The following is a 25,102-nucleotide window of genomic DNA, read 5'->3' on the forward strand; positions in this document are numbered from 1 at the left end:
CCGCGCCGGTTAGCCGACCGGAAAGAACGGCGGCGCGGACAACGGCTACGCGGTGGGCTCCCTTGGGCGACCATCTCATGCGGCGACGCGTACAATTTCGGCCGTCGCCTCAAAATGAGCCTGACGCGCGTTGATGGTTTGTGTCCTATGGCGGACAAACAGATCGCGGGATCGAAAGATCATCGCACGCGCCTGCTGTCGGGGTGACTTCGGCTCGACAAATTGCATGGTCGGGCGGCTGGCTGCTTTAGCCATGGCCTCGGCGTCAGCCGCATCCTTCTTTTGGGTTTGACGAAGGGCTTGACGTAGGCAGGCCCCACCAACCTGACGGTATGCCCCAGAGCATTTATCTCACGCGCCCAATAATGGGCTGTGGCACAGGCCTCCATAGCAACCATGCAGGGCGGCAGATCTGCGAAAAATCCAACACCTGACCCCGTGACAGTTTCTTGCGAATAGCAACGCTGCCATTGGCCGTGGCACCGTGAACTTGGAAAACCCGCTTTGCCAAATCCAGCCCAACGATGGTAACTTCTGTCATGGATCCTTCCTCTTCCTTGTGTGATGTGACCCACATCACCTTGGCACATTGCGATGCCGTCGGGAGGGGGTATCCACCCCATCAGGTCTCAGGTCTCCGTGACACTCAACAACCTGCCCAACCTGCAGGGCCGGGTGCTATATCTCGATTACGACCTAGGCCTGGTCGACGCGCCCGCAGGTCAACGCACGCCCCCATTCATCACCCAGTGCATTCTTCCGTCGCGGCCGAGAGCGACCGCAACACCCAGCTCATTCGTGCGCCCATCAAGGATGTTTTTCCTATGCGATGACGACTGCAACCAGGCTTTGAGTACTTGTTCATGGGTCGAATATCCAAGCGCCACATTCTCTGTAATGAAACGAAAGTCATAGCCTTTTGTGATGACGCGAGCGCCTAGCGAACTGCCACCTGTGGCAATATGGCTAAGCCGGTTGTGACTGGCGTTATCGCAGGCATGCGCCTGCGCAACCTCGGTGAGCTGGGATGACATCCGAAAGTCAGGTAGATGGAAACGGGCGCGTTCCTGATTGATTTGAAGCATGAGTTGACGTGCAAGTTCGATGTAATTCGGCGGCACAGTGCAGGCCATAGTTGGCATCACAGCAAATAGAACAAGGATGACGGACAGGACCAGAGACCGCGTGCAGGAAGTCATGCTATCCATCATGCTCCATTTCCCGCCCCTGCGCAAATGACTCGGTGTGCGGGTTGGGCCGGAAACTATCCCTCTACAGCGCCAGAACTCCGGCACCGTACCAGTGTCTGACGCGCGTGCCGCCACGATATCACGAACACCTAGGCGCACCTGCTTTTCGCGTTCACAGTTTCAGGCGAAGGCGATGAAACGGGCCTCGCCACGATCCACGAAGACCGTACAATCCGCTCAGTGCCCCCAGCAGCAGCCAGATTGCTCCGGGCAAAGGAACGTGCGGAACCTTGTCGCCACCCTCTATGTTACCATCGCCGTTGCCGTCAGGAGTGCTGCGGTCGTTGCCCCCAGAAAAGGTGCCAAAATTATGGCCGCCAAAGCTGATAACGTCAGGCCTGCTATCGGTATTGCCAATGTTGGAAATCAACACCGGCTTGAACTCATCTGAGCCAAAGAATGACGGCTCCCAAAAAGAGTCCATGAAGTCCTCGCGCATCTCCGACATGCCCAGCACGCCGCACTCGGCCAGAGTGTAGCTATCGTCGTCTTCGTTAGAAAAGACACAGATTGGAGCTTCAAGCAGCGCGTCCCCCAAGCATCCGCTCACTTTGTTGGGCTGGTCGGGAAGATTGGAATCGGCGGCCAGACTGACGCGTGCGCTGTTCGTACTCGTGGTCAAGTCAGAATCAAAAATCCCCGGAATATAGGCCCTTTGCAACTTCCCCTGACCATCGAAGGCGACATAGACATCCTGGGTCTGCGAGAAAAAGCCAGTCACCGCTCTCAGCCGACCCAGAAACACGCTTTCGGGAATGTCACGCATGCGGCAACCCTCCAACGCACTTGCTGCCACGCGGGTCTCGGGGTCGGGACGCGCAACAAACTCAACCCGCAAGCCTGAAACCGGAACGGGCCATTCTGGTTGAGACGGTGCCGTATTAGCCACAGTCAATGCCTCGGTTCCTTGCGTCCCGATGCTGTCTGGTTCGTCACTTACGGGGACATCCGCACTGTCCAGATCTGGCATATCCACATCTGACATATCCAACTCCGGAGCACCCTTATCGTTCAGTCGCACTTCCAGTGTGACCAGACAGGCATCCAGGCCAGCCATATCCGGCGAAGGGATCTGGTCCGTAATCAGCCGTCCGGTTCCCGCCGATGTCGCCTGCAGGCTTGGGCTGTCACCACGGCTTAATGCCCCGGCCAGTATCCGGGCAGTATCGCCTGTCAGCCACAGGCTGTCTGTGCTGGCTTCCAGTGCAGTCACGATGTTAAGTATCTGGTCGCCGATCTGCAGTATCACGGGCTTTGCCGCGTCGGGCGAGTATTTCAATTGGATGCGAAACGCGACAGGTGAGTCGGGACGCGCAACGGCCTGTATGGAGCTGGCCGGACTGCGCATCACATCAGAATATGCAATCGCAGTGCCATCGGGCGCGAGATACAGCGACTCGTCAATCCTCAGAGGCTGACTTGCAACACAGGACAGACCATTGCGCGTGCTCAGAAGGCTGACATTGTCTCCATGAGTATCAAGAAAGCTCTGCGCAATTGGACCTCCACGCCGGGCGGCGGGATCGGACAGAATGACCGTCGTTGCATTGGCTGGCACAATCGTCATCAGGAATGCGCCTACGCTTAAACTGTAAATTGACGCTTTGAAATCCCGTGCCATTTGCAGCCGTTACCCATTCGTCTCAGTTCGGTTTCCCCTAAGCGGATCGCTTCCAAAGGTTCAAACTTCTGAGCTATGGTGACTCCGCACAAAGACTTCCGAAAGGGTTATGCAGATTTGGCCGCGTATTGAGGTCAAGTTGGAAACAGTGCCTATCACTGCCTGATTTTGGCCACATTTATGACGCGTCGAAGCCTAACTTTGACCGATTGCCAAAGCGGCACCCTGTCGTATATCGCTACGAATCAGCCGATCCAGCAACGAATTGACACCGATTTCAGATTCCGTCAGTCCAGCCATGGATTTCCCTCCATCTGGCAAGAAACGTCTCTTGGCGTTCATTAGCAATCTGCACGGCCCGGCGCACCTCATCCCCTGTCATACCCTGGGTCACTCATGGTCACCATGATCGACGGCCGTGAACTTTGGCGCTTTGACCTCTATCCAAAATGAACTCCAGAGGTGCTTGTTTTGTGTATAACGATGAGGATCAAGACGCAGACAACCCGCCAACGCCGCTTGCAACATCAAAAACAAGCCGCATAATCAATCACACAAACGAACCAGAGTATCCAATGCTCAAGCCGCTCTGGTGTCCCATTTTATATAACGATGGACAATTCCGAACGCGGCGAAGGCGCGGCCCAATTGTCGGCGCTGGTCAATCAATCGGCCATCTGATCGGCAGCGGCAGTCTGGATCCCGGCCAGGGGAGGGGCCTGAGATCATGGAGTATTCAATTAGCCGACGCACGTTTGTCGGAGCGGGACTTGCAGCATTCATTGCTGGCCGTGCATGGGCGCAACCGGTGTTTCGCCTAGGGCTGACACCCGTGTTTCTCGACAACGATGCTGCCGTAATTGATGGCCTGCGCCGTGCCTTGTCTCGCGGGATGGGGCGCGAGATCGAATTGGTTCAGCGCCGCACCTATCAGGAAATCACCGGTCTCTTGCTGGAACGCAGTGTCGATGCGGCATGGCTTTGCGGTTATCCGTATCTCCAGCACGCCGATTTGCTGGATCTTGTTGCCGTGCCTGTGTGGCGTGGTGGCCCGCGATACCAGTCTTACCTTATTGTGGGGGCCGAAGATGGAGCAGAAAGCCTGACCGACCTGCGCGGTGGCACTCATGCATTTTCCGACCCGGATTCGAACTCTGGCTACCTTGTGACCGCGACCGATCTGCGCCGGATGGGGGAACAGGTCGAGGGCTTCTTCAGCCGATCCATTTTCACCTTTGGCCACCGCAATGTAGTGCGCGCGGTGGCGGATGGCTTAGTGCGATCCGGCAGCGTCGATGGCTATGTCTGGGAAGCGCTTGCAGTGATCGAGCCGGGTCTCACGGCGCACACACGCGTGATCGCCCGGTCGGAATGGTTGGGCTTTCCCCCGGTCTGCGCGCGGCGCGACAGCCTTGCAACCGAACCGGTTCAGGCCCTGCAAACCGCGTTGATGAGCCTCGCTGAGACGGAGGAAGGCCAAAAGGCGCTCACCTCGCTGCAACTCGACGGGTTTCAGAACGCGACGGCGGGTCTGTTCGACGGAATCGCGGACCGCATGGCCGATCTGGAACCCTGAGTCATGAAGTGGTTTGCCCCCAGCCCCCTGTCGATCAAGCTGCCGCTTCTTGCGGCGGCTATGATGGTCCTTGTGGGCACGGTGGCATCCCAACTGGTCCTGCGGTCGCTGGCGCAGGTTCAGGACGCACGGATTCAAGAACTCGCGCGGATGCATGTCGAGGGATTGTCAGTGGCTCTCGGACCGCTTGTCCTGCGCCATGACATATGGGAGGTCTACGACACGCTCGACCGGGCGGCCCAGGGGAGCGAGGGGCGGCGGATGGTCCTGACCGCCGTGGCCGACGAGCGCGGAAAGGTTCTGGCCGCGACCGACCCCAAGCGTGTTCCCATGGACAGTGATATCGCAGCGCTTACCGCTGATGCGGTGGCGCTGGATGACCTGTCGGTGGATGGCGCGTCAAACGTCCTCAGCCTGCTTGCGCCCTTGACCTATCAGGGACGCACCGTAGGGCAGATCGCGACGGAACTGGACGTCGCTGACCTTCTGTCGGAACGCAGGCAGGCGCTGCTCTACTTGATTATGGGCAATGCGATTGCCATCGGCTTTCTGTCGATGACGGGGTTCCTGGCGATACGAAGGATGCTGCAGCCGGTCACGACGCTGGCACGCCAGATGACCGAGACGAAAGGGGAGCCGCATCCCATCCCGGCCGCGGACATTCCGCGCGGCGATGGCGAACTGGCGCGGCTGGCGCACACCTATAACTCGATGGTCGGCGCCGTGGCCGCCAAGGCCGAAGCCGAGCGGAGGTTGGCGGAACGGGAACGGTTCGTCGCGCTTGGGCGCCTGTCCTCGTCGTTGGCGCACGAGATCAACAACCCGCTTGGCGGGCTTCTGAATGCGACGGATACGATACGCAGCTATCCCGATCGCCCTGATGTGGTGCGGCAGTCCGCCGACCTCCTGGATCGGGGCCTGCGCCATCTGCGTGACGTGACCCGCGTGACGCTCGACCAGAACCGGATTGATCCTGAAAGCCGGGGTCTGTCCGCTGATGACTTCGAAGATCTAAAACTGCTGATCCAGCCCGAGGTAGCACGGCAGCGGCTGGATCTCGACTGGTGCGTCGACCTTGCGGCACCAACCGTTTGCAGCACACCGGCCGGGCCGGTGCGCCAGATCGCGCTGAACCTGTTGCTGAACGCCTGCGCGGCGTCCGGCCAATCCGGGCGCGTTGGCCTGCACGTTTCCCTGCAGGCAGACGCGTTGACACTTCAGGTCACGAATACCGGGCCCGACATGCCGCAGGCCGCCTTGGACAGGCTGCTCGCGGATGGTCCCCTGTCGCCCGGAGGGGGCGTCGGGTTGCGGCTGGTGCGAGAGCTCGCCAGGGGGCTGGGCGGCTGTGTCGGTCATGCGCGGCCAGACGATGTGACGCTTATCACGGTCAGCCTGCCAATGTCCCAAGGAGCGGCGAATGCTGAGGAATAGATACATCGTCCTTGTCGAGGATGACGAGATCATGGGCGCATCGTTGGCGCAAAGGTTGGAGTTGGAAGGCGCGCACGTGCTCTGGCTCAAGCAAATGGGGCGGGCCATTGGCGCGATCCGAACTCCGAAAAAGGTGATCGACGCGGTCATCTGCGATATCGGCCTGCCGGACGGGTCGGGTGAGGAATTGTTTTCGACACTGGTGCGCACCGGCACCCCGCCCCCCTTTCTGTTCATCACCGGGCAAGGCGGCATAGGCCAAGCCGTTCGGCTGATCAAGTCGGGCGCCGCGGATTACGTAACCAAGCCTTTCGACATGTCCGTGTTCCTGGAACGGCTTGGCCTGCTACTGGGAGATCGGGAGAATCCGGTTCGGAATGAGGACTTTCCAGCCTTGATGGGGATCTCTGTCGCGGCGAGGACGATCGAAGCCATGATTGCGAAAGCGGCGACTGAAAGCCATCCCGCGCTGATCCGGGGCGGTCCGGGCACGGGCAAGGATCTGGTCGCCCGGCGCATTCACGACCTTTCCGACCGATCGGCCGCACCCTTCGTCGCCGTCAACCTTGCCCGCGAAGCCAGCGCCGAAGACGCCTTGTTCGGTGACGGGGCTGGCTTTGACAGGGTCGGCGAAGGCACCCTTTTCATCAACGCCATCGGAAAGGCGGGCCCACAGATCCAGTCGCGGTTGCTGGACCGCATCGACCAGGGGTTCGACGGACGGCTGATCGCAGCCGGTGGTCACGATCTGGAGGCGCTGATCGCCCAAGACCAGTTCAACGCTGAATTGTTTTACCGTCTGGTGCGCACCGAAATCCCAATACCTCCGCTCAGCACCCGGCCCGATGACGCGGTTTGGCTGATGCAGCAGCTTTTTCGCAAACTGGCCCCGCGCCATGGGCCTGAAATCGAAGGGATAAGTGCGCTTGCCGAAGAGGCCGTGCGCGGCCATGGCTGGCCCGGCGGCGGACGCGAGCTGCGCGCGAGATTGCTGCGTGGCCTGACCATGGCGGCAGGGCCATTGCTGCAACCGTCCGATCTGTTCCCCGAACGGCTTGCTGATCCCGATGACATGATGTCGCTCGCCCAGGCCCGCGATGCAGCCGAACGGGTGCAGATCATCGCCGCCCTGGATCGGACCGGGGGGCAGATCGGAGAGGCAGCAAAACTCTTGCGCATCGCCCGAACGACGCTTTGGGAAAAGATGCAGAAACTCGACCTGTCTGGCTCCTGAAGGGTCGCACCGTATGTTCGGATTTCCGAACACGGAATTTTCTCATTGAAATTCATCGCATTGCCGCAACGCAGCAGGTCCGTGGACGGCGTCGCAAGCCGTAACTGGGTTCCGTACGATACTGGTCATCATCCAACACTTGATGAGCCAGGGAGGAAACCAGCCAATGAAGTGCACCAAATTGGTCGACGCGGGGCGTCGACAGTTCATGAGAGGCGGCATGATGGCCACGGCAGGCGCCGTTGCGGCCACCGTCATGACGCCGGAACAAGCCAAGGCACAGGCGCTTGCCCGTGTCGATTATCCGGCCAACCGACTTGCCAATATCGCCGATCTGACAGTGAACGAACCGATGGACGTGGCCTATCCTGACGCCGACAGCCCCGGTGTGCTGCTCAAGCTCGGACAGGCGGTCGAGGGCGGGGTCGGGCCGGACGGCGACATCGTGGCGTTTTCGGTCCTGTGCCCGCACAAGGGCTGGCTGATGAGCTACGCCGCCGAGGACAAGACGCTCAACTGTCCCGGGCATCATTCGCGGTTCGATTGCGAATCTGGCGGCCAGCAAATCTGGGGCCACGCCACCAGCAACCTCGCCCAGTTCCTGCTGAGCGTGGACGACAACGGTGACATCCATGCTAACGGCGTAGACGAGTTGATCTACGGCCGATTGTCCAACGTGCTCTGAGGGAGAGAGATAAATGGCTTACAAAAGACAGATCGACCGTCTGCCGATCATCCCCGCGGACGCTGACGAATTCAACGTGACCTGCCACTACTGCATCGTTGGCTGCGGCTACAAGGCGTACACTTGGCCGATGAACCGTCAGGGCGGCACGGCGTCAAGCCAGAACAAGTTCGGCGTGGACCTGAGCGAACAGCAATATCAGGAAACCGAGGCGTGGTATGCCCCATCGATGTACAACGTCGTCCGCCAGAACGGTCGAGATGTGCATCTGGTGGTTAAGCCTGATACGAATTGCGTCGTCAACTCGGGCCTTGGGTCCATCCGCGGCGCACGCATGGCGGAAAACCGGCCTTCTAAAGTGACCGGCACGCAACAGCAGCGCCTGTCTGACCCCTTGGTCTGGCGCAATGGCGTCTGGCAGCCGACGTCCTGGGAAGATGCGCTCGACCTCGTGGCGCGGGTCACGGCCAAGGTCGTCCTGCAGGGTTCGGAGGACGACATCGTTGTCTCGATGTTCGACCATGGCGGCAGCGCCGGCGGTTACGAAAACACCTGGGGTACCGGCAAGCTCTACTTCGAGAGCATGAAGATCAAGAACTGCCGCATCCACAACCGCCCCGCCTATAACTCCGAGGTCCATTCCTCGCGTGACATGGGCGTGGACGAATTGAACTACGCCTATGAAGACTACGAGCTGACCGACACGATCTTCATGGTCGGCGCAAACTCGATGGAGACCCAGACCAATCTTTACCTGAACCACATGGTCAAGGGCCTGCAGGGTGGCGCGAAGATGATCGTCGTCGATCCGCGTCGGACGCTGACCATCGCGTCGTCCGAGCAATATGCCGGGCCGGAAAACGTGCTGCACCTTGCAATCGCCGAGGGCACGGACATGGTCCTGTTCAACGCACTGCTGACGCATATTGTCGATCAGGGCTGGATCGATGCGGACTTCATCGCCGCTTCGACCTTTCAGAGTGGCGAAGCGGTCGCGCAGGACGAGGCGCACCCCGCGGGTCTGGGCAGTCTGGACTACGCGATGCAGACCTGCCGCACCTCGCTTGACGAGGCCGCGGAAATCTGCGGCGTGCCAGCTGCCGACATCCAGAAGGCTGCCGAATGGATCGCGCAGCCCCACGACGACGGCAGCCGCCGCAAATGTGTGACCTGCTATGAAAAGGGCATCATCTGGGGTAACGACAACTATCGCACCATCGGGGCCTTGGTGAACATCGCGCTGGCGACTGGCAATATCGGCCGCGAAGGCGGTGGCGCCTGCCGTCTTGGTGGCCACCAGGAGGGGTATTTCCGCCCGGCCGACGGCCATGTGGGACGCCCGGCCGAGTATGTCGACCAGTTCCTGATCCGTGGCCTGGGCGGCGTGCATCACATCTGGGCCTGTGACCACTACAAGACGACGCTGAACGCCTCCGAATACAAGCGTGTTCACAAGAGGCGTTCGGATATGGTCAAGGATGCGATCGACATGGCCGCGGGTGGCACCCGCGAACAGGTCGTCGATGCCATCGTCTCGGCGATCAATGCGGGCGGTCTTTTCGTGGTGGACGTGGACATCATCCACAGCCAGATCGGCCAGAATGCCCATGTCATCCTGCCCGCCTGCGAAGCGAGCGAGATGAACCTCACCTCGATGAACGGCGAGCGACGTCTGCGGTTGTCCGAAAAGTACATGGACCCTTTCGGCAACTCTCTGCCCGATGCGCTCATCGCGGCGAGGATGGCCCAACACATGGAGCGTGTGCTGCGCGAGATGGGCGAAGACGCCTATGCCGACCAGTTCCAAGGCTATGACTGGGAGACCGAAGAAGACGCCTTCATGGACGGCTATGGCGCTGCTCATACGGCGGTGACCTACGTGCGTTTGCGCGAAGCTGGAAACAACGGCGTGCAGGAACCGGTCACGGGTTATGAGAATGGCCAGCTTGTCGGCACGACGCGCCTTTATACCGATGGCGTGTTCACACGGCACGGCCGCGAGGACGGCAAGGCGCTGTTCTGCGCGGCGGGTTGGCGTGGATGGCAGGCTCCGGGCAAGGCGCGCGAACAGGCAGCGCACCGGTTCTGGATCAACAACGTCCGCGCCAACATCTTCTGGCAGAACCAGTTCCTCGACCAGAACAACGATTTCGTGCAGGACCGCTATCCGCACCCGTTCGTCGAAATGCATCCGGATGACATGGTCGACCTAGGGCTGAACCCCGGAGATCTGCTCGAGATCATCAACGACAACGGCGTGACTCAGGGCATGGCCTATCCGATGCCGACGCTCAAGCAAAACACGGTGGCGATGGTGTTTGGCTCGCCCGCGGGTAGCCAAGGTAACGTCGTGAACGCCGGCGTGAACGAACTGGTGCTGCCGGATTACAAGCACTGCTGGGGCGACATCCGCAAGATCTCGGATGCGACGGCCCAGACACGGAACATCTCGTTCAAGTCACACGAGATCATGCTCTGAGACATGAGATGCGGGTCCGCTCCGGATACCGGGGCGGGCCCTTTCCTTGGGCGGGGAAACGGTTCTGTTGCAAATTTTCAGATGATTTGAGAGTAGGCTTGCGCTGGACATAATTATGCTGCGAGCTGAGCAAACTGCTGGAATGCGGTCGCGCCTTTGGCTTTGAATTGGCCCTTGCGGATCAAGTGCGTGGTCTCGATGCCCTCGAGCGTGGCCGAGGCGGGATGAAACGCTTTGAAGGCGAGGGTGCGCTCGGTGACGCCCTTGATAAACGGATGATCCTGCTCGAGGATATTGTTCAGGTATTTGACCTGCAGGATCTTGATGCTCTGCCCTGTTCCAGTGCATTTCAGGATCACGTTCACAGCCTCCAACCCCGCCAGATTGGCACCGCTTTTATTGATGACGACACGGTCGGGGACGCCGTTGGTGCCAATTGCGCGCCGGAAGAAGCGCCGTGCCGCTGGCTTGTCACGGCGCTCTGCCCGACAAGACCTGGTTGTGGAGTCGTTCTTTCGCCTCCCAAGAATGCATAATCCAACGCTTCTTTTCCGTGTGGTCATTGCCAAACAACTGAGCCCAAACTGGCGGGCTGCTGTCAAGGCAGTGTGTACGCAGACACGCTCACAGGGTGAGCTCGTAGCTTGTGCTGCGACCACCAGCCTCGCCCTTGCGAAGAAGCCCCAGATCCAGAAATGCCGCGATATCGCGGTTCGCGGTGTCTTGAGAGCACTTTGCGATGGTCGCCCATTTGGACGATGTCATCTTGCCCTCGAAACCGTCAAGCAGTCGGTTCAGAATCTTGATCTGGCGCTCGTTCAGCGCCAGCGCTGCGGCGCGTTCCCAGAACTGGGCCTTGGCGATGACTGCTGCCAAGACACCATCGGCGCCATGGATTGCCCGGCGTAGGCAGGCAAGGAACCAGGTCAGCCAATCCGTCACATCCGTCGGGCCCTTCTGGGTGCGCTCCAGCTCATCATAATAGTCTGACCGCTCGATCCGGATCTGCGCCGACATGCTGTAGAAACGCCGCGGGCTGGCCTCGGATCGCGCAAGCGCCAGATCAGCGATGGCGCGGGCGATGCGGCCGTTGCCGTCCTCGAACGGGTGGATCGTCACGAACCACAGATGCGCCAGAGCCGCCTTGATCACCGGATCGGTGGCCAAAGGTGCGTTGAACCATGTAAGGAAGACGTCCATTTCCGCGGCGATCCTGTCGGCCGGAGGGGCCGCGAAATGCACGCGCTCTCGGCCGATCGGTCCCGACACTACCTGCATCGGCCCCGAACTGTCGTCGCGCCAATCACCGACGCGGATCCGTGTCATGCCGCTGCGTCCGGTGGGGAACAGGGCGGCATGCCAGCCGAACAGACGCTCCGCCGTCAAGGGTGCGGTGTAGTTCCTGGTCGCATCCAGCATCACCTCGACGATGCCCTCGACGTTGCGGTCGATCGGGGGCAGGGCCCCGATATCGATACCAAGGCGTCGTGCGAGCGATGACCGGACTTGTGTGGCGTCCAGCGCCTCGCCTTCGATCTCGCTGGTCTTGAGCACATCCTGTGTGAGCGTCTGCAGCACTGCTTCTTCGCGCAGCTTGAACCCAAGGGATTCCATCCGGCCAATCAGGCGGCCCTGATCGTGCCGCACTGCCGCCAGCGGTGTCGCGATGCTGCTGTCGCGCCAGGTCAGTGTCGGCCAGTCTGGCCTCTCCCAGATGTACATCGCAAACTCCGCGCTATATGCGGCGATTATGCAGTTCATTCGCCGCATCCGCAAGACTTAACTCCGCAAAAAGTGCGGAGATTTGCGCGGCTATTCTCCGCATGAGGTCTTTGAACAACGGCCGAGCTTGATCGGAAGCCATCACTGGCTAAAAATGGCATGGACTTCGTTCATGCGAATTCCCTCAGCCATTTCCATCTGTGGTGCCACATGTACATGGATCAGCGCACTTCGAACGTTCATCGTCTTTTGGCTGGTCATGTTCGCAGCCCCTCCCTCCGTCACATTCGTGATCCGCATTTTCTGACTAAGCTTGCCTTGCAGATCGTGAAGTCTGAATTGATGCGGTGGATGCCCCCACCGGCCGGCATCGTATACCATGACGTGTGTGGATGCCCCCTGTTTGGCAAGCGTTATCTTCGATTTTCGGCGGGGTCTTCGATCGGACGTGTGTCAGGCCTCTGAGTGTGGCCTTTCATGACGCCACGGGCCGGTATGCTGTTCGGAAGGCTGGGTTAACATCGATTCAGAGAGCTGTCAGCACTCGTGCCCCGGGTCTGAATTTCCCTGCCTTGAACTTCGAAGTCCGTATCGCGTACTCCTCGACGATCGCTCACCCTGGCCTTGCGGCCATGTCGTGCCCTTTCCCCTTTCAGTTTCAGGTCACGCCATTCGATAATTCTCCTGCTTTGTTGTAACTGCCCAGATCATCCGGGCCATCTTGTTTGCTAAGGCAACGGCAGCAACCATCTTCGGCTTGCGCGCGACAAGTGCGGCCAGCCTGTTTGGACCGGGCCTGCGGGGGGGGGGGCGCCGTTGGCGTTGTCTGGAATCTGAGAGGCGGCTTGTCATGCGGCCTGCTTCCGTGGTGGTGCCCGCGACATCGGTTTTTGGCCCCGCGGAAGATCTCGATGATGCGCCTGGGGCCGTAGCAACAGGGGCACGGTTCGCGCAGGGTGAGTGGGATGATCTCGGCGTCGGGTCCCGACTCGGCGGTCTGTTCGGGGCGCTGGATGTGGTCACGGGTTGGCTGAAGAACAGGTTACTGAAGCCTGCCTCGATCACAGTGGCACCGTCCAGCGCGCCCTCGACATCACCATCGTCGCGCAGGCGGCTGTTGCGAAACTCGTCTGTCCGGGCGTCGGTCAGTTCCTGCCACATCTCGGCGGAACTGGCGGGATAGGCGGGGGCACCTGCCCGGTGGTCTCGGCCGCGATCAGCGTGGTGCCATACCTCATGAAGAGCTCGAACACCGCCTAGCCAGGTCTGGAAATGTTCGCGATCGGTCGGCGCATGCATTCGACCGGCTTCTGCAAGCATCGTCTTCTATGTATGCTGTTGAGCTCCTTGAAGTCAGTGATTATCCGACTGCTCAAGAAAATCAACAAAGTGTTGGGTCGGGAGGCGCAGGTTTTCGGATGCCCAGACAGCCTCCGTGACCATTACGTCGTCAATGTCAGAGATCGGCAAGGGCACCAAACCGCCAGTGGCGAAGTCGTAGATGCTTTCGGTCAAGATGGTGATGCCCATTCCGCAGGACACAAGACCAAGAATTCCAACGGAGTTGAAAGCCTCCTGCACGATGCGCGGCTGAAAGCCAGCCTTGCGGCAATGCGGAAAGAGATAGTCGTAGAAATGCGCCCAGGCTTCGGTCGGCCCATGCACGAAATCCTCATCAGCCAATTCGGCCAGCTCAACAGAGGAACGCGATGCCAGGCGATGGCCTTCCGGCACGATGCAGATCGGACGGTCGGTCTGCACTACGCGGCTGCGAAACCCTGGTTGTCGCACCGGCCCGGTAACAAATCCAATATCGAGCTTGTCGTCCCTCAACTGCTGAAGTTGTGCGGTAGTAACCCCGTGATGCGGGCGCACGGTGATGCCGGGGTGCCTTTGATGAAACTGCTTGAGCAATTCGGGCAGTGCATCGGCGATGGCGAAATCAGTATAGCCCACCCGCAGCGCACCGGCCTCGCCGATGCTGACCCGGCGCGTCAGGTCGATGGTGGCCTCCACTCCGTTTAGTACGCGCTGACCGCCCTCGCGAAAGGCACGGCCCGCATCGGTCAGGCGGACGAAGTTCTGTGAACGGTCGAACAGCGTGACGTGCAACTCCGCCTCGAGGTGCTGGATCGTGCGGGTGAGGGCAGGTTGCGATATGTGAAGATGTTCCGAGGCGCGTCGGAAATTCAGGTCCTCGGCGAGGACCAGAAAATAGCGGATATGGCGCAGACCAATTTTCATGATACCTTTTATGCATCAGAAACTAATCAATTGATATTATACTTGCAGGTCCGGCCCGGCTACCCTGACCGGATAACAAAAACAAAAATTCCACATGCAACCGGGAGCGATCATGTCACATTCACCCTTTCAGATCTTCGCCGGGCCCTTTGCGGCCCTGACCCTCGTCGCGGGCACGGCCTCGGCGCAAGATGTCACTATCAATCTCGGCTATGCGGCCTCCGAGACCAGCACCTATGCCGTGCTCGCCGACAAGTTCGAGGAACTGGTCGAGGAATATACCGAAGGCAGCGTCGACGTGAAGGTGCGCTGCTGTGGTCAGCTCATGGGCGAGGACGAGGCATTCAAGGCGATGCAGCTTGGAACCGTGGACATGTTCGTTATCACCGGTAACAACATCTCGCCGCATTTTCCGCTGATGGATGCGTTCGTTCTGCCCTACATCTTTCAAAACAAGGAGCATGCTTACCGCGTGCTCGAAGGTGAGGTCGGGCGCGATTTCGCCGCGCAGCTTCAAGCGGCGACAAACGTGCATCTGCTGACCTACGGTTTTGTCGGGGATCGCGATTTCTACAATTCCAGAAGTCCGATCACCTCGGTGGAAGACATGGAGGGGCTGAAGGTGCGTGTCCCAAAAAACCAGGTGATGATCGACACCTACGAGGAATTCGGCGCGGCACCCATTCCGCTGCCTTGGGCCGATACACCAACTGCGCTTCAGACCGGCACGGTGGAAGGGGCGGATAACGGCACCTCATTCATCAAATCGCAGAAGTTCTACGAGATCATGCCCTATTTCACGGTTCTGGAGCATTTCACCTATTTCTCACCGCTCTTTGCCAGCGACCGCGTGATGAACAAGCTCGATGAGGCGCAGCGCGCCGCTGTGATGCGGGCGGCCGCCGAGGCGGGTGTTTATCACCGTAAGGAAATGGCAGAGCAGACCGACGAAATCCGCGCCTTCCTGACTGGCGAGGGCGGCATGGAAACAACAAACGTCGACCGCTCTGGCTTTATCGAGGCGGGACTGCGTGTGCAGGATCGCTATGCCGCCGACAAGGGGGATGCCTTCATTGCCCTTGTGGAAGCTATCCGCGCTGAAGCCGAGTAACTCCTTCTGAACCACCGCACGGGGGGCAGCGCTACTCCGTGCCATTTGACACCTTCAGGGCGGAGGCGGGACCATGCTGTCCAAGCTAGACAGGTATTTCGAAGAGGTGATTTGCACGATCTGCCTGACGGTTGTGGTGGGGTCTGTCCTGCTTCAGGTCATCTTGCGCTACTTCTTTTCGACCGCCGCCGCCTGGGCCGAGGAAACCGCGGTCTACGGCATGATCTTCGCGGTCTATCTCGGGGCCACGATGGCGGTCCGCGAACGCGCGCATATCCGCATCACCCTGTTGGTCAGCCGCTTGCCGCGCGCCTTGCAGGTAGGGGCCGTGGTGATGGCCGATACGCTCTGGGCCGGCTTCGTGATTTTCATGATCGTGCAGACCACGATCTACACGCAGCTTTTGTTCAACGTCACCTACATGACCCCCGGTTTGGGGATCGAGCAGCGATGGGTGCAGATGATCATCCCGATGGCGTTCAGCCTGATGCTTTTTCGTATCCTGCAAGTTTATTGGCGGTGGGCGCGTGACGGCTGGAAGGATCTGCCGCTATGAATGGCCCCCTTGTCATGGCTGCGGTCTTCGTCTTTGCGATGGCGATCGGCGTGCCCATTCCCTTCGCCGCCGGGCTGGCCACGGTCGCGGGCCTGCTGATCGCGGACATTCCCCTCACCCTGATGGCGCAGGCGGCCTGGACAGCGTTCGAGCCGTTTCCGTTGGTGACCATCCCGCTCTTCATCCTTGCGGGGCAGTTGATGGAACAGGGCGGCATGTCGGAAAAGCTGGTCACCATCGCAAAGCGCCTTGTGGGCGCCTACAAGGGCGGCATGGGGCTGGTGACGGTGGTGGCCTGCATGTTCTTCGCCGCGCTCTCGGGGTCGGGCCCCGCGACCACCGCCGCTATCGGCTCGATAACCATTCCGGCGATGCAGAGGGAAGGTTATCGCTCGCGCTTTGCCGGGGCCATCGCCGCTTCGGCGGGCGCACTCGGCAGCATGATCCCGCCCTCCAATCTCTTGATCATTTTTGCGCTGGTCACCGATGTTTCCATCCCGCGGCTCTTTCTGGCGGGAATCCTGCCGGGTCTTATCCTGGGGCTGATGCTGATGGTCGTGGTTTTCGTCATCTCGTGGAAGAACGGCTATGGCGGCAGCGAAGAGCGGTTTCGCTGGGGCCCGCTGCTCTGGGCGTTATGGGATGGCAAATGGGCGGTTTTCGCACCGATCCTGATCCTCGGCGGCATCTATGCCGGCATCTTCACCCCGTCCGAGGCGGCGGCGGTGGCAGTTGCCTATGGTCTCTTCGTTGGGCTTTTCGTCTACAAGGGCCTGACATGGGCCAAGCTGCTACACGCGTTCAAGTTCACCGCCATCGTCATCGGCACGGTGCTGTTTATCCTCGGCTCCACCAAGGCGTTCGGCCAATTGGTGACGATCTTCGACATTCCCAGCGATATCCTCGCGCTGTTTCAGGGGCTGATCGCCTATCCGTGGATGATCATGCTGTCCATCGGGATCTTCTACATCCTCGTCGGCATGTGGCTGGAGAGCATTCCGCAGATCATCATCTTCACCGCCGTGTTCTTTCCGCTCGTGACCAGCCTCGGCATCGACCCGGTGGTGTTCGGCATCTTCACCGTGATGACCTGCGAGATCGGCTTTCTGACACCCCCCATCGGCGTCAATCTCTTCGTCGCAGCTCGGATCAGCAAAATCTCGATCGAGGATATATCAGTCGGGGTGCTGCCGCTGCTCATCCCCTACATGCTGATGATCCTGCTTCTCGTCTTTTTCTCGGACTGGGTCACCTGGCTCCCCGATCTCGTCTACGGCCCGCAACTGAGGTAAGCGCATGAATGAAGTCCCCCTAACCGGCTATACCGACCGTCTCTCGGCGCGGCCGGGCGAAGATATCGCCTTCAAGGTCTCGTCGACCAGTGGTGGCCGCTATCGCGCACGACTGGCCAGGTCGATCTGCGCCGATCCGAACCCAGTGGGCATGGGCATCACCGAAGTGGATGCAAGCGCATGGTTCGCACCGCGCGATCTGCCAGCCCGGCATCAGCCGTTCTTTCCCGGCTCTTACGGACTTAGCGACGCGGCAATCACGCTGCCCGCTCAGGGCAACGTCACTCTGTCTGCCACGATCCAACCCACGTACCTCAATGGAGGTGATCAGGCGGTTCTGTCCTGCGGTCCACTGACAATGGGGCTCAATGCAGAGGGCTGCCTTTTCGTAACAGCGGGGGCGGCGCGGGTCACGTCACCGGTGCCGTTGCCGACGCATCGCTGGACGCAGATCGAGGCGCGATTGACGGATGGTCACGCGACGCTTGTCCAGACGGTTCTTGGACACCACAGCCGCGAGACGCATGAGGCAAGCGGTGCGCTGTCTCGCGCCGCGATCACGGCCCCTGTCGTCCTTGCCGCAGGTTTGGCTGATACCCGGGCGACAGAGTTCTTCAACGGCAAGATCGAGGCCCCGGCCATCGTAGGCCCGGAAGGAATGATCGCGGCCTGGGATCTGGCGCTCGCGATTTCGTCGGCCCATGTGCCCGCCCTGACCGGACCGGCGTTGCAGCTTGTCAACTTTCCCACCCGTGCGATGACCGGCTCGGACTGGGACGCCTCCGAAATGTGCTGGCGGCACAAGCCCGCGCATTACGGCGCTATCCATTTCCACGAGGACGATATCTATGATTTCGGCTGGCAGACCGATTTCACCCTGACCGTACCCGATGACATGCCGTCGGGCGTCTATGTCATGCACATCGAAGGCGATCATGGCAGCGACGCCTTACCGTTCTATGTCTGTCCACCTAAGGGCATGCGGCGCGCCGATCTCTGCGTGTTGATCCCGACCTTCACCTATGTGGTCTACGGCAACCATGCCCGGCCCGATTACGACCCGGCATGGCAGAGCCGCATGCGCGACTGGGGCGCTTATCCGCATAATCCGGCGGAATATCGCGAGTATGGCCTGTCGACCTACAACACCCATTCCGACGGGTCGGGCATTTGCCACGCTTCGCACCGGCGGCCGCTGTTCAATTTCCGGCCCGGTTTTGTTACCTTCGGGGCTACTACCTGCTCGGGCCTGCGGCATTTCCCGGCTGACAGCCACCTGATCAGCTGGCTGCATGCCAAGGGCATGGAGTATGATATCATTACCGACCACGAGTTGCATGCCGAAGGGGCTGAGGTTCTGGCCGGGTACAAGGCCGTCACCACCACCACCCACCCCGAATACCACACCGCCGAGACTCTGGACGCACTGCGCGATTATCGCGATTCGGGTGGCAATCTGCTCTATCTGGGGGGCAACGGCTTCTACTGGCGCATCGCCCGGCATGCCGAGAATGACAGCCTGCTCGAAATCCGCCGAGCCGAGGACGGCATCCGCGCATGGGCGGCGGAACCGGGCGAGTATTACAACGCCTTCGATGGCACCTACGGGGGCCTTTGGCGGCGCAGCGGGCGGGCACCGCAGGCCCTCGTCGGGATCGGCTTTGCCGCGCAGGGCGAGTTTCACGGTGCGCCTTATCAGCGGATGTGCTTCGATCCGAGGTTCGACTGGCTCTTTGAGGGCGTAACCGATGATCTGTTCGGCGATTACGGGTTCAGCGGCAACGGTGCCGCAGGCTTCGAGCTTGACCATGTCGATCATCGCATCGGCTCGCCGCAGGACCACGTTTTGCTGGCACGCTCCGCAGGCGACAATCAGGCCTTCATGCTGGTCCCCGAAGAGCAGCTTACCCACCTGACGAACCTGACCGGCGGGCCGGAGGAAGACGCCAAACACGCAGATCTGATCTATTTCGACCTGCCAAAAGGCGGATCGGTCTTTTCGGTCGGATCGATCACCTTTTGCGGCAGCTTGCCGTGGAACGGGTTCGACAATGATGTCTCGCGACTGTTGGACAATTTTCTGCGCTGCAAATTGGCGCTGCAGTAAACTCGAGTTATCCGAGTTCAAGAAGGCTCGGGAAGAGAGCCGCAATTTCTGCGCTCGCAAACGTCAATTTTTCCACAATATGGGCGATTTCCGGTCATTCGCGGCACCCAATTAGACCAAGCTAGAGCGCAGCAAAGCAACCATTCAAAGTCCGAGAGGCACGACCACGATGCTGCGGTTTGGACCAAAGTCTGCTACGCGCAGGAAGCGGAGTTTGCAAAGGCATGGTTGGTTCATGACAGCCAACCTTCGAGCCAATTGCGGTGAATGCCAGTAGTGAGCCCATTTTGACTGAGTTGGAGGTGCGGGCCCTGCAGTTACAACGGCGAAGTAGCTGGGGTGCCAGATAAAAACCGGCCCTCGGCCGACCCTCATTCCAACCACATTGCTTGACTGGTATCCCTCGCAAATGGGCCTGCCGGGTGGAAACCCATGTTCAAAACAAGGTCCATGACGGAAACGAGATCAGTCTGGACGAGCAAGTGCATTTGCCACGTCGCGCCGCGCCGATATACCATCGGCTTGCACCTGCGCGTGCAGCCAATCCGAGAACTCCGGAACCATAGGATCGTTTTTGCGCGCAACCGAAGAGGCGACCGAGTAGATCACGAAGGGCATTGTCACTGTATCGAAGTCGCTCACATGATCCGAAAGGACCAGTTTGCAGCAAACGGAACAACCCCCTTCCAGAAATTTGCTGCGCTTGCGGCACAATCATGCCCGCAGGTTAACCTTTTCAAAGCCTTGCTAAAGTTTGCGACAGAACCGAAACACGCGGGGGGCGGGTCCGTCCTGCCCCCCGCTCTGTTCCCTGACCGTCAAAGGGCGGAATTCAGGGCTGTTGCGCCTTTGAAATCCAAGCGCGCGTCTGCTCCAGTATCTCGTCCGACAAGGCACCATCATCGACGGCTCGGGCAAGGATCATCGCGCCGACCATCGCCGACCATGAGCCTATCGCCGCCCGACGCGAGTCTTGGCTGCACTGATCGGACAGCGAGTCGGTAATTCGGGCAATCTGCGCCTGTAGCCCGGCGGCCATCGCGGTGCGCGATTTGGCAGGCTGTTGGCGGGTGTCCGAAGCGAGCGCTGCCGTCGGGCAGCCTGTGGCGGCGCGGTCGCGGTGCCGGGGCGAAAGGTAAGACTCAAGATAGGCGTCAAACCCGCGACTGACCCCCGAATCCCCGGCAAGGGCATGCTCCAGCGTCTGTGCGATCAGATCGCTTTTCGAGCTGAAATGCCCATAGAAACCGCCATGGGTCAGCCCAGCGGCCTGCATCACCTCGGCCACCGACACCTGATCAAAGCCCCGATCCTTAAACAGGCGGCTGGCTTCGGCAAGGATCCGATGGCGGTTTTCTGCCATCTGTTCGCGGGACACTTTCATGGCTTGATCTCTCTGTTTCCTGCTCTTGACATATTCATGATGGTCATCATATTAAAGACCAATCATGATGCGCGTCATGAATATAGCCCCGATCCAGGAAGAGAGCAATGCCATGACCAAACCCACAGTCCTCATCACCGGCGCATCGACCGGAATTGGTGCGATTTATGCCGACCGTTTCGCGCGCCGCGGCCATGACCTTGTGCTGGTCGCCCGTGACCAGGTGCGGATGGAGGCTGTGGCTGCCCGTTTGCGTCAAGAAACCGGCGTAGCGGTCGACATCCTTCAGGCGGATCTGACGCAAGCCACCGAGCTCGCCACCGTCGAGGCGCGGCTGCGCGACGACGCCAGCATCGGGATTCTGGTCAACAACGCCGGAACCGGCATCGGCGGCAGCTTCATCGAGCAAAGCACCGACTCCGTTGCGCAGCTTGTGGCGCTTAACACCACCGCGCTGCTGCGGCTGGCCAGCGCGATTGCGCCGCGTCTGGCGAAATCCGGCGAGGGCGCGATCGTCAACATCGGCTCGGTGGTCGGACTGGCGCCCGAGTTCAGCATGACGGTCTACGGGGCAACCAAGGCTTTCGTGCTGTTCCTGTCGCAGGGGCTTAGCCTCGAACTTGGGCCGAAGGGCGTTTACGTCCAAGCCGTGCTTCCCGCCACGACGCGCACCGAGATCTGGGATCATGTCGGGGCTGACGTCAACACTTTGTCCAATGTGATGGAGGTGGGCGATCTGGTTGACGCGGCGCTGGTCGGCTTTGACCGCCGCGAAACCGTCACCATCCCGCCGCTGCCTGATGCCGGGCAATGGGAAGCCTATGACGCCACCCGCCAAGCGATGCTGCCCGGTTTTCGCAATGCCCAGCCCGCCGAACGCTACCGCAAGTCGGCCTGAACGAACACGCCACAGCAACCGTGCTGAACGAACGCAATTCCCAACCGAAAGTCTGAACATGACAAACAATGCACTCTTTCAACCGGTCACGGCACCGTAAACTTAATGCACGGCCTCCATTGATGTGCGATGGGGCCGCATGATCACAACCAACACCGCACCGCTTTATCACCGCCACCGATTTCCACCTGAGGTGATCGCCCAAGCGATCTGGCTGTATTTCAGGTTTCCGCTCAGTTTGCGGATGGTCGAGGATATTCTAGCCGAGCGAGGTATCAGTGTTTCGCACCAGACGATCCGAACCTAGGCTGAGAAATTTGGACGTCATTTTGCCGCCGACATTCGCCACAGATCGGCTGGTAAATTTGATGGCAAGTGGTACCTCGACGAGGTCGGGATCACGATGCGCGGCAAGAAGCATTGGCTGTGGCGCGCGGTTGATAAGGACGGATTTGTTTTAGACGTTTTGGTACAAAGTCGTCGCAATCGGGCCGCAGCTAAGCGCATCATGCAAAAACTTCTGAAGCGGCAAGGGGCAGCCCCGCGTGTCATGATAACGGACAAACTCCGGTCATACGGAGCGGCAAAACGCGAAATCATGCCCAGTGTTGAACACCGATCGCACAAGGGTCTGAACAACCGATCTGAGAATTCGCACCAACCGACGCGACAACGGGAGCGAGGGATGAAGACGTTCAAATCATCTGGTCATTTGCAGCGGTTCCTGTCCATCCACGATCCCATAGCCAACTTGTTCCATCTTCCGCGCCATGAAATGCCGTCCACCGACTTCCGCGAAATGAGATCGCTCGTCATGCAAATTTGGCGCGAAATCGCTCAGGTTGAAGTCGCGTAAGGATCAAACTGCTAGATTCCCTTGGCTGGAGTCAGTTAACTTTACGGTGCCGCCCCGCCCTCAGCCATCTTGAGGCGGGACAGGCTCGTTCATGACGGCGCGCACGGTGCGGGTCGTAATATCTTCGCCCGTGTTCCGGTCGATCAGCATCGGTGCGATCGGCTGATTGGTGCTGCGCGACAGAAGGGTCACCGCCGATTCACCTTCCAAAGGAACGTGCGCATTGGCCCAGTCGATCAGAGAAACGAGTATGGGATAAAGCGCCTTGCCTCTGTCCGTGAGCCGGTATTCGTACCGCACAGGGCGATCCTGATAGGCCTCGCGCCGCAGAACGCCGTCGGCCTCGAGAGTTCTTAGACGATCTGCAAGGACATGACGCGTAATGCCCAAGCGGCTCTGCATCGCATCGAAGCGCCGAATTCCCAAGAAACACTCCCGAACAACCAGCATCGTCCAACGGTCGCCAATGACGGACAATCCGCGGGCAACTGGGCATGCATCTGAGTGAAGCTCGTTCCATTTCATACCCCTCTCGTATCAGGAATTGACAGGTTCCGGAAGGGAACTTACACATATAGAGTTCCCTTTTGGAACTTATTGGCTGAAAAGCCGTATTGGGCGCGTCTGAAGAGGGCAGCATGCAAATAAAAGAACGGTTCTGCCTCGCGAGACAACATGCCTTATGCGGCTCGCCTGCATCCTGTTTTCGCGTGAGAGAGCGGCAATGAGCGAGGTTTCTCTTTCGGAAAACACTGAAGCTCCAAGTGCCGCTGCCACGCTGCGGGCCTCTCGCACGCGCGCGCTTTTGACTGCCCCGATCGGACCGACTTTGCTGAAACTGGCCGCGCCGAACGTCTTGGCAATGTTCGTTCAAGCCGCCCAGAGCGTCGCAGAGGCGTATTATGCCAGTGTGTTGGGGGTTACGGCCCTTGCGGGGCTCGCGCTGGTGTTTCCTCTCGTCATGCTAACGCAGATGCTGTCTGCGGGGGCAATCGGCGGGGCGGTTTCCGCCGCGATTGCGCGCGCCCTCGGGGCATCGCAGCAGCAGCGCGCCGCGACGCTAGCGTTGACCGCCGGCCTGATCGCCGTCGGGTTTGCACTTGTGTCGGCGGCGCTGATGGCGACAGCTGGGCAAGCGGTGTTCGCCCGTCTGGGCGGTGGCTCTGACGCCATCACGGCAGCATCTACCTATGCCGCCGTCTTCTTTCCGGGCTGTCTCGCCATCTGGCTCTTCAACACGGCCCTCAGCGTCATTCGCGGGACTGGTGACATGCAGACGCCTTCCCTCATGCTACTATTGGTTGCAACCGGATCCATCCCGCTGACAGGCGCCTTCGCGTTCGGTTGGGGCCCGTTCCCCGCCCTTGGCATCGTCGGGCTGCCGATGGGCCTGATCGTGGCCTACAGTATTGGGGCGCTTGTCGCCATCACGCTGATTGCCACGGGCAGGACCGGACTGATCTTCTCTGGCGCGGCACAACGGATTGACGTCGGTATGTTCCGCGACATCCTGCGCGTTGGAATGATGGCATCGGTGAACACGGTTCTGACTGTCTTCACGACGGTGGTCATGGTCGGCCTCGTCGGGCAGTTCGGCGAAGCGGCCCTCGCAGGCTATGGCCTCGGGGCCCGTCTTGAGTTCTTGATGATCCCCGTGATCTTCGGCATCGGCGCAGCCATGACCGCGATGGTCGGGGCGAATGTAGGCGCAGGTCAGACCGACCGTGCCCTGCGGGTGGCGTGGACTGGATCACTGGCAGCGGCAGTCATCGTCGGGGGTATTGGGCTGATCCTAGCGATCGTTCCGGACCTCTGGCTCGGCCTGTTCCTTGATCCGTCAAACGAGGCCGCGCTCGCCGTCGGGCGCAGTTATTTCCGCATCGTAGCCCCTTTCTACGCCTTTTTCGGCGTAGGCCTCGCGCTCTATTTCGCATCTCAAGGTGCTGGCCGCATGTTCTGGCCCATCATCAGCAGCCTGACCCGCGTAACCGTCGCGGTACTTGGCGCATTCGTTCTAATCCAAGTGACGCCGCTCGGGGTCCGCGGCGTCTTTGCCGCGATTGGCCTCGCAATGCTGGTCTACGGGCTGGTCATCGGGATCGCCATTAAACTGAACCGCTGGCAGGAGAGACCGCAATGACACTTCTTTACCTTGAGGATTTCACGCCTGGCCGGACCTTCACAACGCGCAGCCTGACGGTGACGCAAGACGACATCATCGCCTTCGCCACTCAGTTCGACCCACAACCTTTTCACCTAGATCCAGAGGCCGCGACTGCGACGTTCTTTCACGGTCTCGCCGCCAGCGGCTGGCACACCGTGGCACTGACGATGCGTCTTCTGATCGGATCGGAGATGTCACCCGCCGGCGGAATCATCGGCGCTGGTGTCGACGAGCTCAGCTGGCTGCGGCCGGTTCGACCGGGCGACACGTTGCGCGCCGACAGCGAGATTCTTGAGGCCCGGCAATCGAGATCGCGTTCGACGCAAGGCCTGATCAAGGCGCGTGTTGTGACTCTGAACCAGAACGAAGATCCCGTTCAGCGCTTTGTCACCAATCTTGTCGTGCAGACAAGGCCGCTCCAGCCAGAGTGACGACGCGGGTATCGTAAAGTTAACTGACTCCAGCCAAGGGAATCTAGCAGTTTGATCC

Annotated in this window: 20 protein-coding genes and 5 pseudogenes; 14 read left to right on the forward strand and 11 right to left on the reverse strand. The window is 60.0% G+C overall.

The annotated features are described in order from the left end of the window. Positions 1 to 90 precede the first annotated feature (90 nt). The 3 genes and pseudogenes from ROS217_RS24660 to ROS217_RS08985 all read right to left on the reverse strand — a co-directional run. Positions 91 to 541: pseudogene (locus ROS217_RS24660) on the reverse strand (IS110 family transposase); the annotation flags it as partial. A gap of 181 nt (positions 542 to 722) precedes the next feature. Then, on the reverse strand, positions 723 to 1,211 hold the full coding sequence (locus tag ROS217_RS08980; RefSeq protein WP_009817396.1) for a CAP domain-containing protein: 489 nt from the start codon (positions 1,209 to 1,211) through the stop codon (positions 723 to 725). Positions 1,212 to 1,362: 151 nt separating this feature from the next. Beyond that, positions 1,363 to 2,817 (reverse strand): hypothetical protein, encoded by a 1,455-nt coding sequence (locus ROS217_RS08985; RefSeq protein WP_009817397.1) that lies wholly within the window; start codon positions 2,815 to 2,817, stop codon positions 1,363 to 1,365. Positions 2,818 to 3,598: 781 nt separating this feature from the next. On the opposite strand from ROS217_RS08985, the gene ROS217_RS08990 reads away from it, so the two are divergent. The 5 genes from ROS217_RS08990 to ROS217_RS09010 all read left to right on the forward strand — a co-directional run bounded on the left by ROS217_RS08990 (position 3,599) and on the right by ROS217_RS09010 (position 10,279). Beyond that, positions 3,599 to 4,447, forward strand: a complete 849-nt coding sequence (locus ROS217_RS08990; RefSeq protein WP_040650476.1) for a substrate-binding domain-containing protein — start codon at positions 3,599 to 3,601, stop codon at positions 4,445 to 4,447. 3 nt (positions 4,448 to 4,450) lie between these two features. Next, complete coding sequence (locus ROS217_RS08995) at positions 4,451 to 5,881, forward strand: sensor histidine kinase (protein WP_009817400.1); 1,431 nt, start codon at positions 4,451 to 4,453, stop codon at positions 5,879 to 5,881. Beyond that, the gene (locus ROS217_RS09000) at positions 5,868 to 7,115 is read left to right on the forward strand and encodes a sigma-54-dependent transcriptional regulator (protein ID WP_040651282.1); all 1,248 of its coding nucleotides are present in this window, start codon (positions 5,868 to 5,870) and stop codon (positions 7,113 to 7,115) included. Before ROS217_RS08995 ends, ROS217_RS09000 begins: the two co-directional genes overlap by 14 nt. 166 nt (positions 7,116 to 7,281) lie before the next feature. After that, a complete protein-coding gene (locus ROS217_RS09005; protein ID WP_009817402.1) occupies positions 7,282 to 7,800 on the forward strand; it encodes an arsenate reductase (azurin) small subunit in 519 nt (172 codons plus the stop codon). 13 nt (positions 7,801 to 7,813) lie between these two features. After that, a complete protein-coding gene (locus ROS217_RS09010) occupies positions 7,814 to 10,279 on the forward strand; it encodes an arsenate reductase (azurin) large subunit (RefSeq protein WP_009817403.1) in 2,466 nt (821 codons plus the stop codon). A gap of 113 nt (positions 10,280 to 10,392) precedes the next feature. Here ROS217_RS09010 and ROS217_RS09015 read toward each other — a convergent pair. From ROS217_RS09015 to ROS217_RS24670, 4 genes and pseudogenes are all read right to left on the reverse strand, one after another. After that, a pseudogene (locus ROS217_RS09015) lies at positions 10,393 to 10,764 on the reverse strand (DDE-type integrase/transposase/recombinase); the annotation flags it as partial. Between the two features lie 139 nt (positions 10,765 to 10,903). Beyond that, the gene (locus ROS217_RS09020; RefSeq protein ID WP_040651286.1) at positions 10,904 to 12,001 is read right to left on the reverse strand and encodes a Fic family protein; all 1,098 of its coding nucleotides are present in this window, start codon (positions 11,999 to 12,001) and stop codon (positions 10,904 to 10,906) included. A gap of 663 nt (positions 12,002 to 12,664) precedes the next feature. Continuing rightward, positions 12,665 to 12,781, reverse strand: a pseudogene (locus ROS217_RS24665) (IS110 family transposase); the annotation flags it as partial. Between the two features lie 68 nt (positions 12,782 to 12,849). Beyond that, positions 12,850 to 12,983: pseudogene (locus ROS217_RS24670) on the reverse strand (IS91 family transposase); the annotation flags it as partial. Positions 12,984 to 13,027: 44 nt separating this feature from the next. Between ROS217_RS24670 and ROS217_RS24360 the strand changes: the two are divergent. Continuing rightward, complete coding sequence (locus tag ROS217_RS24360; protein ID WP_009817407.1) at positions 13,028 to 13,261, forward strand: hypothetical protein; 234 nt, start codon at positions 13,028 to 13,030, stop codon at positions 13,259 to 13,261. Between the two features lie 93 nt (positions 13,262 to 13,354). Here ROS217_RS24360 and ROS217_RS09030 read toward each other — a convergent pair whose 3' ends face one another. Further along, entirely contained in the window at positions 13,355 to 14,245 is an 891-nt protein-coding gene (locus ROS217_RS09030; protein WP_009817408.1) for a LysR family transcriptional regulator, read from the reverse strand. A gap of 112 nt (positions 14,246 to 14,357) precedes the next feature. On the opposite strand from ROS217_RS09030, the gene ROS217_RS09035 reads away from it, so the two are divergent. The 4 genes from ROS217_RS09035 (at position 14,358) to ROS217_RS09050 (ending at position 19,311) form a co-directional block, all read left to right on the forward strand. After that, positions 14,358 to 15,356, forward strand: coding sequence for a TRAP transporter substrate-binding protein (locus ROS217_RS09035; RefSeq protein ID WP_254656394.1), 999 nt, complete (start codon positions 14,358 to 14,360; stop codon positions 15,354 to 15,356). Between the two features lie 73 nt (positions 15,357 to 15,429). Then, positions 15,430 to 15,912, forward strand: coding sequence for a TRAP transporter small permease (locus ROS217_RS09040; protein WP_009817410.1), 483 nt, complete (start codon positions 15,430 to 15,432; stop codon positions 15,910 to 15,912). Next, the gene (locus tag ROS217_RS09045) at positions 15,909 to 17,204 is read left to right on the forward strand and encodes a TRAP transporter large permease (RefSeq protein WP_009817411.1); all 1,296 of its coding nucleotides are present in this window, start codon (positions 15,909 to 15,911) and stop codon (positions 17,202 to 17,204) included. Before ROS217_RS09040 ends, ROS217_RS09045 begins: the two co-directional genes overlap by 4 nt. A 4-nt stretch (positions 17,205 to 17,208) precedes the next feature. After that, entirely contained in the window at positions 17,209 to 19,311 is a 2,103-nt protein-coding gene (locus tag ROS217_RS09050; RefSeq protein ID WP_009817412.1) for a N,N-dimethylformamidase beta subunit family domain-containing protein, read from the forward strand. Between the two features lie 465 nt (positions 19,312 to 19,776). Here the strand turns inward: ROS217_RS09050 and ROS217_RS23895 are convergent, their stop codons facing one another. Together ROS217_RS23895 and ROS217_RS09060 are read right to left on the reverse strand one after the other, a co-directional pair. Beyond that, the gene (locus ROS217_RS23895; RefSeq protein ID WP_157046572.1) at positions 19,777 to 19,953 is read right to left on the reverse strand and encodes a hypothetical protein; all 177 of its coding nucleotides are present in this window, start codon (positions 19,951 to 19,953) and stop codon (positions 19,777 to 19,779) included. Between the two features lie 190 nt (positions 19,954 to 20,143). Continuing rightward, the gene (locus ROS217_RS09060) at positions 20,144 to 20,695 is read right to left on the reverse strand and encodes a TetR/AcrR family transcriptional regulator (protein WP_009817414.1); all 552 of its coding nucleotides are present in this window, start codon (positions 20,693 to 20,695) and stop codon (positions 20,144 to 20,146) included. 112 nt (positions 20,696 to 20,807) lie between these two features. Between ROS217_RS09060 and ROS217_RS09065 the strand changes: the two genes are divergently transcribed. Further along, positions 20,808 to 21,593, forward strand: coding sequence for an SDR family NAD(P)-dependent oxidoreductase (locus ROS217_RS09065; RefSeq protein ID WP_085978790.1), 786 nt, complete (start codon positions 20,808 to 20,810; stop codon positions 21,591 to 21,593). A 142-nt stretch (positions 21,594 to 21,735) separates the two neighbouring features. Next, positions 21,736 to 22,449 (forward strand): annotated as a pseudogene (locus tag ROS217_RS09070) (IS6 family transposase). 60 nt (positions 22,450 to 22,509) lie between these two features. Here the strand turns inward: ROS217_RS09070 and ROS217_RS09075 are convergent. Then, positions 22,510 to 22,974: a winged helix-turn-helix transcriptional regulator gene (locus ROS217_RS09075; RefSeq protein WP_040650478.1), complete on the reverse strand. Its 465-nt coding sequence runs from the start codon at positions 22,972 to 22,974 to the stop codon at positions 22,510 to 22,512. Between the two features lie 199 nt (positions 22,975 to 23,173). Between ROS217_RS09075 and ROS217_RS09080 the strand changes: the two genes are divergently transcribed. Together ROS217_RS09080 and ROS217_RS09085 are read left to right on the forward strand one after the other, a co-directional pair. Beyond that, on the forward strand, positions 23,174 to 24,589 hold the full coding sequence (locus ROS217_RS09080; RefSeq protein WP_009817419.1) for an MATE family efflux transporter: 1,416 nt from the start codon (positions 23,174 to 23,176) through the stop codon (positions 24,587 to 24,589). Next, the gene (locus tag ROS217_RS09085) at positions 24,586 to 25,044 is read left to right on the forward strand and encodes a MaoC family dehydratase (protein WP_009817420.1); all 459 of its coding nucleotides are present in this window, start codon (positions 24,586 to 24,588) and stop codon (positions 25,042 to 25,044) included. The genes ROS217_RS09080 and ROS217_RS09085 overlap by 4 nt, the downstream gene beginning before the upstream one ends. Positions 25,045 to 25,102 lie beyond the last annotated feature (58 nt).

Origin of the sequence: Roseovarius sp. 217, from assembly GCF_000152845.1 — a bacterium.
Lineage (GTDB): Bacteria > Pseudomonadota > Alphaproteobacteria > Rhodobacterales > Rhodobacteraceae > Roseovarius.